Annotated in this window: 11 protein-coding genes; 7 read left to right on the top strand and 4 right to left on the bottom strand. The window is 68.1% G+C overall.

What is annotated here, in order from left to right:
- Positions 1-62 precede the first annotated feature (62 nt).
- Positions 63-1,529: a CCA tRNA nucleotidyltransferase gene (locus ACZ7M2_RS32645; RefSeq protein ID WP_471598357.1), complete on the bottom strand. Its 1,467-nt coding sequence runs from the start codon at positions 1,527-1,529 to the stop codon at positions 63-65.
- A 222-nt stretch (positions 1,530-1,751) separates the two neighbouring features.
- Between ACZ7M2_RS32645 and ACZ7M2_RS32640 the strand changes: the two genes are divergently transcribed.
- The 7 genes from ACZ7M2_RS32640 to trxA all read left to right on the top strand — a co-directional run bounded on the left by ACZ7M2_RS32640 (position 1,752) and on the right by trxA (position 11,621).
- Positions 1,752-4,196: a DUF6049 family protein gene (locus tag ACZ7M2_RS32640; RefSeq protein ID WP_471598356.1), complete on the top strand. Its 2,445-nt coding sequence runs from the start codon at positions 1,752-1,754 to the stop codon at positions 4,194-4,196.
- A 46-nt stretch (positions 4,197-4,242) separates the two neighbouring features.
- Complete coding sequence (gene murJ, locus ACZ7M2_RS32635) at positions 4,243-6,546, top strand: murein biosynthesis integral membrane protein MurJ (RefSeq protein WP_471598355.1); 2,304 nt, start codon at positions 4,243-4,245, stop codon at positions 6,544-6,546.
- Between the two features lie 118 nt (positions 6,547-6,664).
- Positions 6,665-8,380, top strand: a complete 1,716-nt coding sequence (locus tag ACZ7M2_RS32630; protein ID WP_471598354.1) for a protein kinase family protein — start codon at positions 6,665-6,667, stop codon at positions 8,378-8,380.
- Positions 8,381-8,408: 28 nt separating this feature from the next.
- Entirely contained in the window at positions 8,409-9,140 is a 732-nt protein-coding gene (gene sigM / locus ACZ7M2_RS32625; protein ID WP_470056973.1) for an RNA polymerase sigma factor SigM, read from the top strand.
- Positions 9,137-10,081, top strand: coding sequence for an anti-sigma factor family protein (locus ACZ7M2_RS32620; RefSeq protein WP_471598353.1), 945 nt, complete (start codon positions 9,137-9,139; stop codon positions 10,079-10,081). The genes sigM and ACZ7M2_RS32620 overlap by 4 nt, the downstream gene beginning before the upstream one ends.
- Positions 10,082-10,265: 184 nt before the next feature.
- Complete coding sequence (gene trxB, locus ACZ7M2_RS32615) at positions 10,266-11,228, top strand: thioredoxin-disulfide reductase (protein ID WP_471598352.1); 963 nt, start codon at positions 10,266-10,268, stop codon at positions 11,226-11,228.
- Positions 11,229-11,270: 42 nt separating this feature from the next.
- Positions 11,271-11,621, top strand: coding sequence for a thioredoxin (trxA, locus tag ACZ7M2_RS32610; RefSeq protein WP_329533345.1), 351 nt, complete (start codon positions 11,271-11,273; stop codon positions 11,619-11,621).
- Between the two features lie 132 nt (positions 11,622-11,753).
- On the opposite strand, the gene ACZ7M2_RS32605 is transcribed toward trxA, so the two are convergent.
- From ACZ7M2_RS32605 to ACZ7M2_RS32595, 3 genes are all read right to left on the bottom strand, one after another.
- On the bottom strand, positions 11,754-12,371 hold the full coding sequence (locus tag ACZ7M2_RS32605) for a GNAT family N-acetyltransferase (protein WP_352051887.1): 618 nt from the start codon (positions 12,369-12,371) through the stop codon (positions 11,754-11,756).
- 325 nt (positions 12,372-12,696) lie between these two features.
- Positions 12,697-13,791, bottom strand: a complete 1,095-nt coding sequence (locus ACZ7M2_RS32600) for a ParB/RepB/Spo0J family partition protein (protein ID WP_471598351.1) — start codon at positions 13,789-13,791, stop codon at positions 12,697-12,699.
- A complete protein-coding gene (locus ACZ7M2_RS32595; protein WP_075031515.1) occupies positions 13,788-14,861 on the bottom strand; it encodes a ParA family protein in 1,074 nt (357 codons plus the stop codon). Before ACZ7M2_RS32595 ends, ACZ7M2_RS32600 begins: the two co-directional genes overlap by 4 nt.
- Positions 14,862-15,092 lie beyond the last annotated feature (231 nt).

Genomic DNA, 15,092 nt, shown 5'->3' with positions numbered 1-15,092 from the left:
CCCTCTGGCTCATGGGAAGGGCGCCATGTTTCACGTGAAACATGGCGCCCTTCCCATGAGCTTCACTCCTGCTCGGCCCACCAGTCCTTGAGTGCCGTCACCGCCGCGTCGTGCTCCATCGGGCCGTTCTCCAGCCTCAGCTCCAGCAGGAACTTGTACGCCTGACCGATCGCCGGGCCGGGGCCGATGTCAAGGATCTCCATGATCTGGTTGCCGTCGAGGTCGGGACGGATCGCGTCCAGTTCCTCCTGCTCCTGGAGCTCGGCGATGCGCTTCTCCAGGCCGTCATACGCCTGAGAGAGCGCCGTCGCCTTGCGCTTGTTGCGCGTAGTGCAGTCGGAACGGGTCAGCTTGTGAAGACGGTCGAGCAGCGGACCCGCGTCACGTACGTAGCGACGGACCGCGGAGTCCGTCCACTCGCCGGTGCCGTATCCGTGAAAGCGCAGATGAAGTTCGACCAGCCGCGAGACGTCCTTCACAAGGTCGTTGGAGTACTTCAGCGCCGTCATCCGCTTCTTGGTCATCTTCGCGCCCACCACCTCGTGGTGGTGGAAGGAGACCCGCCCGTCCTTCTCGAAGCGCCGCGTCCTCGGCTTGCCGATGTCGTGCAGCAGCGCGGCGATCCGGAGCGTCAGGTCCGGACCATTTTCCTCGAGCGCCATGGCCTGTTCCAGGACGATCAGCGTGTGGTCGTAGACATCCTTGTGCCGGTGGTGCTCATCACGCTCCAGTCGCAGCGCGGGAAGCTCCGGCATTACATGGTCGGCGAGGCCGGTGTCCACGAGCAGTGTCAGACCCTTGCGCGGGTGAGCGGAGAGGACCAGTTTGTTCAGCTCGTCCCGCACCCGCTCCGCCGAGACGATCTCGATGCGCCCGGCCATGTCCGTCATCGCGGCGACGACGTCGGAGGCCACCTCGAAGTCGAGCTGCGCGGCGAACCGTGCGGCCCGCATCATCCGCAGCGGATCGTCGGAGAAGGACTCCTCGGGCGTACCCGGAGTGCGCAGGACCCGCGCGGACAGGTCGTCCCGACCGCCGTACGGATCGATGAACTCCTTCTCCGGCAGCGCCACGGCCATCGCGTTCACGGTGAAGTCACGGCGCACGAGGTCTTCCTCGATCGAGTCGCCGTAGGACACCTCGGGCTTGCGCGAGGTCCGGTCGTACGCCTCGGAGCGGTACGTCGTGATCTCGATCTGGAAGGACTGCTGTACGTCGTCCACGCGGGCGTCCTTCTGCGCGCCGACGGTGCCGAAGGCGATCCCGACCTCCCAGACGGCGTCCGCCCAGGGCCGCACGATCTTCAATACGTCATCGGGGCGGGCGTCGGTCGTGAAGTCCAGATCATTGCCGAGCCGGCCAAGGAGCGCGTCCCGGACCGAGCCACCGACCAGGGCGAGTGAGAACCCCGCCTCCTGGAAACGGCGGGCGAGGTCGTCGGCGACAGGGGACACCCGCAGCAGTTCACTCACCGCGCGGCGCTGCACCTGACTCAGGGCACTGGGGTTGTCTTCGTTGGCGTTCGGCACAACAGAAAAGGGTACGTGGCCGAGGCACTCGCGGGCGCCTCCATAAAACGTGCACAGCCATCCCCTTCTCATGCGGGGATCAATACTTACGCATACAGGACACTCGGCCCTGTCTACTGATCTTGTGAAGCGGTCCGCGGCACTTACCCTCAGCGCACATCGTTACCATGCGTGGACGCACATTCCGACGACCACTGACGATGACGAGGGACGGGCGAGCGCGTGGCCGAGGCGGCAGACTTCCAGGGGATGAGTCCCTCACCTGCCCGCCGGTGGCTGCGGCGCACCGGCACACTGCTGGCCGGTGCGCCCCTGCTGGCCGGCGTGCTCCAGCTGCCCTCTTCCCCGGCCGCACACGCCGCTCAGACGGCCGCTGTGGCCGACGCCACCGGGTCAGGCACGGTGGACATCTCCCTCGACTCGCTGACCCCCAGCGCGCCCACGGAGGGCGACACGATCACCGTCTCCGGTTCGGTCACCAACAAGGGCAAGCAGACGGTCACAGGCGCCCACGTGGGCCTGCGGGTGGGCCCGACCCTCCCGGGCCGGGTCGCCATCGACGACGCGGAGAAGCGCACAGGGTTCCAGCTGGGCCCGGACCCCCTGGAGGTCGGCGGCAAGTACGTCGAGAAGTTCTCCAAGCTCGCCGCGGGCGTCTCGCAGCACTTCAGCATCTCGGTACCCGTCAAGGACCTGAACCTCGACTCCGACGGGGTGTACCAGCTCGGCGTCTCCCTCACCGGCCAGACCGCCGCGCAGCCGTGGGACCAGGTGCTCGGCATCGAGCGGACGTTCCTGCCCTGGCAGCCCGCCGGCGCCGACACGAAGACGAAGACGACGTATCTCTGGCCGCTGATCTCGACGGTCCACCTGCGGGCGGAGACCGGCTCGGACGCGCAGCAGACGCCCGTCTTCCAAAACGACGACCTGGCCAAGGAGATCTCCCCGGGCGGCCGCCTGGACCAGCTCCTGTCCCTGGGCAGCGACCTCGACGTCACCTGGGTCCTCGACCCGGACCTGCTGGCCTCCGTCGACGCCATGACGCGCAACTACCAGATCAAGAACGGCGACACCACGACGGCGGGCAAGAACCAGGCCGTCGCCAAGGCGTGGCTCGACAAGCTCGAGAAGAGCGTCGCGGACAAGGAAAAGGAAGTCGTCGCTCTCCCCTTCGCCGATCCCGACCTGGCGTCGCTGGCGCACAACGGCAAGGACGTCACGGGCTCCCTCAGCCACCTCAAGGACGCCACGGACGTGGCCTCCAGCACGGTGCAGACGATCCTCCATGTGAAGCCGAACACGGACTTCGCCTGGCCCGCCGAGGGCGCGGTCGATGCGTCGATCGTCAAGGTCGCCACCTCCGCAGGGGCCGACAAGGTGATCGCCCGCAGCGACAGCCTGCGCGAGACCGGCGGGCTCACCTACACGCCCACCGCCGCCCGCCCCATCGGGGGCGGCACGACGGCGGTGGTCGCGGACTCCAGGCTGTCGACCGCGTTCGAGGGCGACATGGCGAAGGCCGACAACTCGACGCTCGCCGTGCAGGAATTCCTGGCCCAGAGCCTGATGGTCGATCTGCAGGAGCCGAGCAAGCAGCGGAGCATCGTCGTCGCCCCGCAGCGGACGCCCTCCGTGAGCCAGGCCCAGACCATGGCGACGGCGGTGAGGACCCTCCAGGACGGGAACTGGTCCGACTCCCAGAACCTCTCCGCGGCCGCCAAGGCCAAGCCGGACCCGAGCGCCACGACGAAGGTGCCCTCGGCGTCCTCGTACCCCTCCTCGCTGCGCAAGCAGGAGATGCCGCGGTCGGCCTTCGAGCAGATCCAGCGCACACAGAGCGCGCTCGACAACTTCAAGGTCATCCTCACCGACAAGTCCCGCGTGGTCACTCCCTTCGGTCGGGCCATAGACCGAGGGATGTCCACGTCCTGGCGCGGTCGTGCCGACCAGGCGGAGACCTTCCGCAAGGGCGTCGAGTCGTACCTCGACGACCTCACCGGTCTCGTCAGGCTGATCGACAAGTCCGACGCGAAGCTCTCGGGCCGCAGTGCCACGATCCCCGTGACGGTGCAGAACAACCTCGTGCAGGGCGTCCACCACCTGGTGCTGCGTCTCACCTCCCAGCAGCCGACCCGACTCAAGATCGGCGACGACGCCTTCGACGAGCGGCCGATCCAGGTCGCGGGCGAGCACAGCCAGTCGGTGAAGTTCACCACCTCCGCCAAGGCCAACGGTCCGGTGACGGTCGTCGCGCAGTTGTTCACGGACGACGGCCAGGCGTACGGTCCCCCCGTCAAGTTCGAAGTGAAGGTCACCGAGATCACTCCCACGGTGATGCTGGTGATCGGCGGTGGCGTTCTGCTGCTCGTGCTCGCCGGATTCCGGATGTACACCCAGCGCAAGCGCGCGGCAGCCCGCCAGGCCGAGGAGGAGCAGGAGAACACCCCCGACACCGAGGGCGGGGCCGAGGCCCCGAACGGCGTGAACACGGACGCCGAGGGCACCGTAGACACTACTGAGGACACCGAGCGCTCCAAGGACGGTCCCGACGGGGAGTCCACGACGGAGTCCGGGGCAGACGACCCGGAGCACCCGAGTGACCCGACACCGGACACCGCACCGGAAAGCACCGACCCGTCCGGCACGGGTGAGAGAGTGGACCGTTGAGCGATGTCGTGGCCGGTGGGCCCGGGGACGATGAGGTGGGGTAACCATGAACGCGCCGTACGACGGTGACCGCGGCCAGGGCGCGGGCAACTCGGGCTACCCCGAGGGCTACCCGGACCACGCCGCGGGCGGCTCGGGCTACCCCGAGGGCTACCCGGACCAGGGCATGGCCAACGCCGGCTACCCCGAGGGGTACCCGGAGGGGCCACCGGCCGACCCCGCGCAGCAGCCGCAGGGGCAGTACCAGGACATGTACTTCCAGGACGCCTATACCCAGGACCCGTACCGGGCGCAGGACCTCGCCGCCCAGGATCCGGTGACCGAGGCGCTCTACGACCGTGCGGCGCACCCCCCGCCGCCCCCGGGCTCCTACTACCCGCAGCAGCCGCTCTACGCCCAGCCGCCTGCCTCGCAGTACACCCCCGACCCCCGTGTGTGGGCCCAGACGCCCCCGCCGGAGCCCGCGGGCCCGACACGGCATCTGCCCTACGGCGAGGACGCCCGCACGACCCAGTTCGTCGGTGTGGACGACCTCGTCACCCAGGCCGGCGAGCAGCAGCACGAGCCCGACGCCTTCGCCCACCTCTTCCGCGACCAGGGCCAGGCGGGCACCCGTACGTCCGTCGCCCCGCCCGGCGTACCGTCGCCGACCCACGAGCCGGCCCCGGCCGCCCCGCAGACCCCCGCGCCCGAGTCGGCGCCCACCGCGAAGAAGCCCGCCGGACGCGCGTCGGGTCTGCTGAAGTCGAGCGCCGTGATGGCGGCGGGCACGCTGGTGTCCCGGCTCACCGGCTTCATCCGCTCCGCGCTGATCGTCTCGGCCCTGGGTATCGGCTTCCTGGGCGACTCCTTCCAGGTCGCCTACCAACTGCCGACGATGATCTACATCCTCACTGTGGGCGGTGGCCTCAACTCGGTCTTCGTGCCACAGCTGGTACGCGCCATGAAGGACGACGAGGACGGCGGTGAGGCCTTCGCCAACCGGCTGCTGACCCTCGTCATGGTGGCGCTCGGCCTCCTCACCGCGGTCGCGGTCTTCGCCGCCCCCCTGCTCGTCCGGATGCTGTCGACGTCGGTCGCGAACAACCCCGCGGCCAATGAGGTCGCCGTCACCTTCACCCGCTACTTCCTGCCCACGATCTTCTTCATGGGCATCCACGTGGTGATGGGCCAGATCCTCAACGCCCGCGGGAAATTCGGCGCGATGATGTGGACCCCGGTCCTGAACAACATCGTCATCATCGTGACGCTCGGCATGTTCATCTGGGTGTACGGCACCGCGGCGAACTCCGGCATGGAGGTCACCAACATCCCGCCGGACGGGCAGCGGCTCCTCGGCGTCGGCGTCCTCCTCGGCCTCGTCGTGCAGGCCCTCGCGATGATTCCGTATCTGCGCGAGACCGGATTCCGGATGCGGCTGCGCTTCGACTGGAAGGGCCACGGCCTCGGCAAGGCCGCGATGCTCGCCAAGTGGACCGTGCTCTTCGTCCTCGCCAACCAGGCCGGCGCCCTCGTCGTCACCCAGCTGGCCACCGCCGCCACCAATGACAGCAAGGTCAAGGGTGTCGGCTTCTCCGCCTACGCCAACGCCCAGCTCGTGTGGGGCCTGCCGCAGGCCATCATCACGGTCTCGCTGATGGCGGCACTGCTGCCGCGCATCGCCCGTTCGGCCCATGAGGGAGACAGCGGAGCCGTCCGTGACGACATCTCTCAGGGACTGCGCACGACTGCCGTGGCCATCGTGCCGATCGCCTTCGGCTTCGTCGCCCTCGGTATCCCGATGTGCACCCTGATCTTCGGTTCCTCGGGCACCAGCGAAGCCACCAACATGGGCTTCATGCTCATGGCCTTCGGCCTCGGCCTGATCCCGTACTCCGTGCAGTACGTCGTCCTGCGTGCCTTCTACGCGTACGAGGACACACGCACCCCGTTCTACAACACGGTCATCGTCGCCGCCGTCAACGCCGTGGCCTCCGCCGCGTGCTACTTCGTGCTGCCGGCCCGCTGGGCCGTGGTCGGCATGGCCGCCTCCTACGGTCTCGCCTACGCGATCGGCGTCGGCGTCGCCTGGAGCCGGCTGCGCAAGCGGCTCGGCGGGGACCTGGACGGCAAACGCGTCCTGCGGACCTACGCCCGTCTCGGCATCGCCTCGGTGCCTGCGGCCCTGCTGAGCGGCGCGGCCTGCTACGGCATCGGCCACACCCTCGGACAGGGCGTCGGGGGCTCCCTGGCGGCCCTCCTCGCGGGCGGCATCGCCCTGCTCGGCGTCTTCTACGTCGCCGCGCGGAAGATGCGCATCGAAGAACTCAACTCAATGGTCGGAATGGTCCGCGGGCGCCTGGGGCGCTAAGGCGGGGGTAGGCGCACAACCATCGTCCGTCGCCGTGTGTCGTGCATAGCGCCGGACTGTGGGCACAATTGGTTTCTGCGTCGGACAGCGCGCAACGAATGGGGAGGCGGGAACGACGGTGGCGGAACGGAGCACAGCTGCCGTCGACGTGGCAGACAACAGCGGCGACGAGCCGCTGACCGCCAAGGCGGGCCAGTCCACGTCCGACGGGGTGGCCCAGAACCGGGAGCGGGAGACGGACAGCGAAGAGGCACAGGGGAGCGGCGGGACCGAGAGTCCCGGAAAGGCCTCACCGCCCGAATTGCACAGCGGACACAAACTCGCCAGGCGTTACCGCCTCGAGGAGTGTGTCACCCGTCTGGACGGTTTCAGCAGTTGGCGTGCGGTGGACGAGAAACTCCGCCGCGCCGTCGGCGTGCATCTCCTGCCCGCCGACCATCCACGGGCCCGCTCCGTACTGGCGGCGGCCCGTTCCTCGGCCCTGCTGGGCGATCCCCGGTTCGTCCAGGTCCTGGACGCGGTCGAGGAGAACGACCTCGTCTATGTGGTGCACGAGTGGCTGCCGGACGCCACGGAGCTGACCGCGCTGTTGGCCTCGGGCCCGCTGGAGGTGCACGAGGCCTACCAGATGGTCAGCCAGGTCTCCCAGGCCATGGCCGCCGCGCACCGTGAGGGCCTCGCACATCTGCGGTTGACGCCCAGTGCCGTGCTGCGTACCTCGTCCGGCCAGTGGCGCATCCGTGGGCTCGCCGTGAACGCCGCACTGCGCGGTATCAGCTCGGACACCCCTCAGCGCACCGACACGGAGGCGATCGGGGCGCTCCTGTACGCCGCGCTCACCCAGCGCTGGCCCTACGACAACGACGCCTACGGTCTGTCCGGGCTGCCCAGGGGGGTCGGCCTGATCGCCCCCGACCAGGTACGCGCCGGTGTCCACCGGGGCCTGTCGGAGCTCGCCATGCGTGCGCTCGCCAACGACGGCGCGACCGCCTCCCGCCATGAGACTCCGTGCACCACACCGGAGGAACTGGTGAAGGCGATCGCCGAGATGCCCCGCATCCGGCCGCCGGAGCCCACGTTCACGGCCCCGCCGGAGTACCAGCGCACCTCGTACCAGCAGGGCTACGGCCGCCCCGCGCCCCACATGGGCGCCACGCAGCCTGTGACGGCCCCGCCGCCCCCGCTGCAGAGCCGCACCGGCAAGGCCCTCAAGTGGGCCGTGTCGGCCCTCCTGATCGCCGCCCTGGGCCTCGGCAGCTGGCAGCTCGCGGATGCCCTGATGGACCGCGCAAAGTCCGACGACACGCAGAAGACCAAGACGACGGACGGCAACGGCAAGGACACCGACAAGACCAAGCCGGTCAAGCCGATCGCCATCAAGGGTGCGCAGGAGTACGTCGCGAAGGGTGACGCCCAGGCGCCCGGGGACGTGGGCAAGACCTACGACGGCGACAGCTCGACGTACTGGCGGAGCAAGAGTTTCGTGGACGGTCCGGAGATGAAGCCGGCCTTCAAGCCCGGCGTCGGCATCGTCTACGACCTCGGTTCGCAGCAAACCGTCACGGCGGCTTCGATAGGGCTCCGGTACCCCGGTGATCACACGACGATCACCCTCTATGGGACGGACTCGATGGGTTCCTCGACGTCGGTGGATTCGATGACGAAGATCGGGACCATCACGACGAGCGGCACCAGCGCGAAGATCACGGTCAGCCAGAAGGCGAAGACTCAGTACGTGTTGCTCTGGATCACGGCGATGCCCTACGCGTCCGGTGATCAGTACAGCGGCGCCGGCTACAAGCAAGCCATCACGGACGTGAAGTTCACCGGCTGACGTCCGTCGACGAAGGGGAGGGGGTCCGATGGCCGATGAAACCGGATACGGCGACGCAAGCGATCAGGACCTCCTCGCCCGTCACGTAGAGGGCGACCACGAGGCCTTCGGCGAGATCGTGCGGCGCCATCGCGACCGGCTCTGGGCAGTCGCCCTGAGGACGCTGGGAGACCGCGAGGAGGCCGCTGACGCCGTCCAGGACGCGCTGGTCTCCGCCTACCGGGCCGCTCACACCTTCCGCGGCCAGTCGGCCGTCACGACCTGGCTGCACCGCATCACGGTGAACGCCTGCCTGGACCGCGCCCGCAAGGCCGCATCCAGGAAGACGTCTCCCGTCGATGACACCGAACGCCTGGAACAGCTCCTCGAGCCGCACGAGTCCGCCTCCGCCCCGGCCGAGCGCAACGATCTGCACCGCGAGCTGCTGACGGCACTGAGTACGCTCCCGGCCGACCAGCGCGCCGCTCTCGTCCTCGTGGACATGCAGGGCTACCCCGTGGCAGAGGCGGCCCGCGTCCTCGATGTACCCGTCGGCACGGTGAAAAGCCGTTGCGCACGGGGCAGAGCCAGACTGCTGCCACTGCTCACCCATCTCCGTGCCGAGAACGGAAGCGGCGAGGGAGGCAACAAGTCGGGCGGCGGAAGGAACCGGACGCAGGGGACATCCGTCCCACCGGCAGCGGGACCGCACGATGCAGGTCCACGCGATGCAGGACCAAGCGATTCAGCTGCTGTGAAGGGCGGAGGTGGGCGAGCGTGACATCCACGACGGATACGGCCGGGCACCCGGATGTCGCGGAGATCTCCGACCTCTCCGAGGGGCTGCTCCCGCCTGCCCGCACCGCGGACGTACGGCGACACCTCGACGAGTGCGTGCTCTGCGCCGACGTGTACGACTCCCTGGAGGAGATCCGGGGGCTGCTCGGCACTCTGCCAGGCCCCACGCGCATGCCCGATGATGTGGCCGGCCGTATCGACGCCGCCCTTGCGGCGGAGGCTCTCCTGAGTGCCACGGCGCCCGACCGTGAAGCGGCCGAGGACGACAGCGCGAGCGTTTCACGTGAAACATCGCTCGCCGGGGTTTCACACACGTCCGGCGAACCGAGCCCCGCTTCCCTCACCGACCGTCCCTCGGGGCGTCCCCACGCCGCCACCGGCCCCGGTCGCTCACGTCGGGCCCGCCGTGGGCGCCACAGGGCGGTCGTTCTCGGCACGGTGTTCACGGCCGCCGCTCTCGGGCTGGGCACGATCCTCGTGCAGTCGCTGGGCGACGGCTCCGGCAAGAGCCCGCAGACGGTGACGCAGCAAGGAGCGAAGGACACTTTCTCCGAGGGGAAGCTGAAGACTCAGGTCGCGGATCTCCTCGCGAAGAACAAGAGCGCGAGGACCCCCTCCGCCAGCCCGAAGCGTCCTTGGGGAGTCCAGTCCAACGAGACGGGCAACGGGTCCGCCGGGGTCGACACCTTGATCACACCCACGGTGCAGGTCCCCGACTGCATTCAGAAGGGGACCGGAACCACCGCGACGATCCTCGCGGCGCAACAGGGCACATACAAGGGGACGACGGTGTATCTCGTCGTAGTGCCCGACGCCTCCGACAGCACGAAGGTCACGGCGTACATCGTCGAAGCCGCGTGCGTAAAGCAGGCTTCGGCGTCCCCTGGCAAGCTCCTGCTGACGCACTCGTACGCGCGCTCCTGAGCGGCTCCGCGTCGACCGGCCCCCTCCCCAATAACCCCATGGGATCTCTGTGCGGTGTCCCGTCTCCGTGTGCCCGGACACAGAGGGAATGCAAGCCCCTTAGGATCCGTTGGGTGGGGTGAGAGTTCTGAGAGAGGCTCCCACCGGTAGTACGCAGCAGTCTCCAGAGACGAGGAATCAAGCCGTGAGCGACGTCCGTAACGTGATCATCATCGGATCCGGGCCTGCCGGCTACACGGCAGCGCTCTACACCGCGCGCGCGTCGCTGAAGCCGCTGGTCTTCGAAGGCGCCGTCACCGCCGGTGGTGCGCTGATGAACACCACCGAGGTGGAGAACTTCCCCGGTTTCCAGGACGGCATCATGGGCCCCGAGCTCATGGACAACATGCGCGCCCAAGCCGAGCGTTTCGGTGCCGAGCTGATCCCGGACGATGTCGTCGCCGTCGACCTGACGGGCGAGATCAAGACCGTCACGGACACCGCGGGCACCGTGCACCGCGCCAAGGCCGTCATCGTCACGACGGGCTCGCAGCACCGAAAGCTCGGTCTGCCCAACGAGGACGCGCTCTCCGGGCGCGGCGTCTCGTGGTGCGCGACCTGTGACGGCTTCTTCTTCAAGGACCAGGACATCGCCGTGATCGGCGGTGGCGACACCGCGATGGAGGAGGCCACCTTCCTCTCCCGCTTCGCCAAGTCCGTGACGATCGTGCACCGCCGCGACACCCTGCGCGCCTCCAAGGCGATGCAGGAGCGTGCCTTCGCCGACCCGAAGATCAACTTCGTTTGGGACAGCGAGATCGCCACTATCGAGGGCGACCCCAAGCTTGCCGGCCTGAAGCTGCGCAATCTCAAGACCGGTGAGATCTCCGACCTGGCGGTGACCGGCCTGTTCATCGCGATCGGCCACGACCCGCGCACCGAACTCTTCAAGGGCCAGCTCGACCTGGACGAGGAGGGCTACCTCAAGGTCGAAGCGCCTTCGACCCGGACGAACCTGACCGGTGTCTTCGGCGCCGGTGATGTCGTCGACCACACGTACCGCCAGGCGATCACCGCGGCCGGCACCGGCTGCTCCGCCGCCCTCGACGCCGAGCGCTACCTCGCTGCCCTCGCGGACAGCGAGACCGCTGCGGCTGCCACCGTCTGACCCCCGTCCGCCCCACCGCACCAACCAGTTAAGGAGCCCGCCGTGGCCGGCACCCTGAAGAACGTGACCGACGATTCCTTCGAGCAGGACGTCCTCAAGAACGACAAGCCCGTCCTGGTGGACTTCTGGGCCGCCTGGTGCGGTCCGTGCCGTCAGATCGCGCCGTCCCTCGAGGCGATCGCCGCGGAGTACGGCGACCAGATCGAGGTCGTCAAGCTCAACATCGATGAGAACCCGGGTACGGCCGCCAAGTACGGCGTCATGTCCATCCCGACCCTGAACGTCTACCAGGGGGGCGAGGTCGCCAAGACCATCGTGGGTGCGAAGCCGAAGGCCGCGATCGTCCGCGACCTGGAGGACTTCATCACCGAGGGCGCCGAGAAGACCGTCTGACCGGAAGCGCCGTCCTTCAGCGACGGCGATGTTTCACGTGAAACACGAATGGGCCAGCCCGGAAGGGCTGGCCCATTCGCATGACGGAGGGGTGGTGCCGGCGGACGGCTACACGGCTACACGGCTACACGGCTACAGAGGACGAAGCGCCGGTTCCTTCTGTACCGCTCCCAGGAGGCGGTCCAGAGCCAACTCCACGTCTTCCTTCCAGGAGAGCGTCGTCCGCAGTTCCAGCCTCAGACGGGGGTACCGGGGGTGGGGGCGCACCGTCTTGAAGCCGACCGCGAGGAGATGGTCGGCGGGGAGCACACAGGCCGGTTCCTTCCACCGTGCGTCCCCAAAAGCCTCGATCGCCTTGAACCCTCGGCGCAACAGATCCTTGGCGACCGTCTGCACCATCACCCGGCCGAGCCCCTGCCCCTGATAGCCCGGCATGATGAAGGCGGTCATCAGCTGGACGGCGTCCGGTGAGACCGGGCTCGTGGGAAACGCGGTGGAGCGGGGTACGTAGGCAGGGGGCGCGTACAGCACGAAGCCCACCGGTACGTCGTCCACGTAGACCACGCGGCCGCAGGATCCCCACTCCAGAAGGACGGCAGAGATCCACGCCTCCTTCTCGAGTTCGGGCCTTCCCGTCTTTACCGCGGCTTCCCCACTGACGGGATCCAGTTCCCAGAAGACACACGCGCGACAGCGCTTGGGAAGGTCCGGAAGGTTGTCCAGCGTGAGCGGTACGAGCCGGCGCCCCATGAAGGATGTTCCTCGCTTCCGTCGCCCGCAGCGTCGCGAGCTGCTGTCAGAGCGCTTCGCTCCCTGAGCAGGCTGCCGATGAACCCACCGACCGCCCCCAGTCCCAGGCCCGCGGTCACCAGTCCGGTACGGCTCACGGTTTGCATGGCCCCCGCCTCCCCAATGAAGGTGCCGCCAGGTGGATGCGCCATACCCGATCGCATCGTATCCACGATGCGATTGCATCGATACTGCCTGAAAGCAAAGAGCAGGCCGTGTTCCGGTACACACCGGACACGGCCCGCTCTTGTGGTGGACCGACGGGAACGGCCCCGTCGCCGCCGACTCAGGCCTCCGTGTCCTCGGAGTCGTCGTCCAGGAGACTCCTCTGGAGAACGCCTCCCTCACCGGGGGCGAGAGAGCTGAGGATCCGCTCGAGGTCGTCCATCGAGGCGAACTCGACCGTGATCTTTCCCTTCTTCTGCCCTAGGTCGACCTTCACGCGGGTCTCGAAGCGGTCCGAGAGGCGGGTGGCAAGGTCGCTCAGTGCCGGGGAGAGCCGGGTGCCGGCCCGCGGTCCCTTGGACCGCGGAGCGGTCTGAGGGCGCGACCCCATGAGGGTGACGATCTCCTCGACGGCCCGCACCGACAGTCCCTCGGCCACGATGCGGTGGGCCAGCCGGTCCTGCTCCTCCGAGTCCGCGACGGAGAGCAGAGCGCGGGCGTGGCCCGCGGAGAGTACTCCAGCGGCGACACGACGCTGAACCGCCGGCGAGAGCTTCAGCAGCCGCAGGGTGTTGGAGACCTGCGGGCGCGAGCGGCCGATACGGTCCGCCAGCTGGTCGTGCGTGCAGTTGAAGTCCTGCAGCAGCTGGTCGTAGGCAGCCGCCTCTTCCAGCGGGTTCAGCTGGGCGCGGTGCAGGTTCTCCAGCAGCGCGTCCAGGAGAAGCTTCTCGTCCTCCGTGGCCCGCACGATCGCAGGAATGGCCTCAAGCCCCGCCTCACGGCAGGCACGGAAGCGCCGCTCACCCATGATGAGCTCGTAGCGCGCCGGACCCACCTGACGCACCACGACCGGCTGGAGAAGCCCGACCTCCTTGATGGAGGTAACCAGCTCGGCAAGAGCGTCCTCGTCGAACACCTCACGGGGCTGACGCGGGTTGGGGGTGATGTAGTCGAGAGGCAGTTCAGCGAAGTGAGCACCGACAGGCGCGGAGGGCACCTCCGCGGTCCCGATCGTCGGCGACTCCTCTGTTTCATGTGAAACAGGCGGCAGTGTGGTCACCTTCGCCGCGGCGACCCCGCGCTCTGCCGTGAGCACGGGTCCCGCCGCCGACGAGGCGGAGACTCCGCCTGTCGGCGAGGGAACCGTCTTCTCTGTCGGAGCCGCGGGGATCAGTGCGCCGAGGCCCCGCCCCAGCCCTCGTCGTCGCTCACTCACTGGATCCCCTCCACCATGTTCTGACTGTTCTGTACGCCCACATGGGCGTTCTGCGCGTCGTACGCCACTCCGACTCCACGGAGGGCGATTTCTCGTGCGGCCTCAAGATACGAGAGGGCGCCGCTCGACCCTGGATCGTAGGTCAGCACCGTCTGGCCGTAGCTCGGGGCCTCGGAGATGCGGACCGAGCGAGGAATGCTCGTCCGCAGCACCTCGTCACCGAAGTGGCTGCGTACCTCGTCCGCGACCTGGGACGCGAGGCGCGTCCGGCCGTCGTACATGGTGAGCAGGATCGTCGAGACATGGAGGTTGGGGTTGAGATGCCCCCGCACCAGGTCGACGTTACGCAAAAGCTGGCCCAGGCCTTCCAGCGCGTAGTACTCACACTGGATAGGAATGAGGACCTCCGCACCGGCGACCAGCGCGTTGACCGTGAGGAGGCCGAGCGACGGCGGGCAGTCGATGAGGATGTAGTCCAGCGGCTGCTCATACGCCTGGATCGCTCGCTCCAGACGGCTCTCCCGTGCCACCAGGGACACCAGCTCGATCTCCGCACCGGCGAGATCGATCGTGGCAGGCGCACAGAAGAGACCCTCGACATCGGGGACCGGCTGGACGACTTCGGAGAGCGGCTTGCTGTCAATCAGCACGTCGTAGATGGAAGGCACCTCGGCGTGATGATCGATGCCGAGTGCGGTGGAGGCGTTGCCCTGAGGGTCGAGGTCGATCACCAGGACACGGCCGCCATGCAGGGCAAGCGAGGCAGCAAGGTTGACCGTGGTCGTGGTCTTGCCCACCCCACCCTTCTGGTTGGCGACGACCATGACGCGGGTCTGTTCGGGCCGTGGCAGGCCCTCACCGGCGCGACCCAGCGCCTCCACCGCCAGTTGGGCAGCACGACCAATAGGAGTGTCGTCCATTGGGGGCGGTGTTTCACGTGAAACATCCTCCCCCATCGACTCGGTACGGGGACCGGGGACCGGATCGGTCATCGGTCCCGCGATGTTGGCGTCGGACCGCAAGGATTCACTCTCCTCGACTTCAGGCTCGCAATGAACAGAGCCTCCCATGTCTTCGGGGTCATGAACCAGCGAGGCCCGTTCTTCTGTGGAGAAATCCACCTCTGTGGACAACTCCGCACCCTCCGCGAGTGAACCGAGAGGCTTCCGGTCGCGGGGTTCGGCCGCGGCGCGGCCGCGACTGATGATGCCGTGCAGCAGTGAGCGACGTTTCACGTGAAACACGATGCCTAGCGGCCAGGGCCATCAAGGCGCGACACTCCGAGATGCGTAGGTTTGGCA

The organism is Streptomyces sp. NPDC111507 (assembly GCF_055638955.1).
The sequence above is the reverse complement of the archived record's forward strand: the minus strand, read 5'-3'. Positions and strand labels throughout refer to the sequence as shown.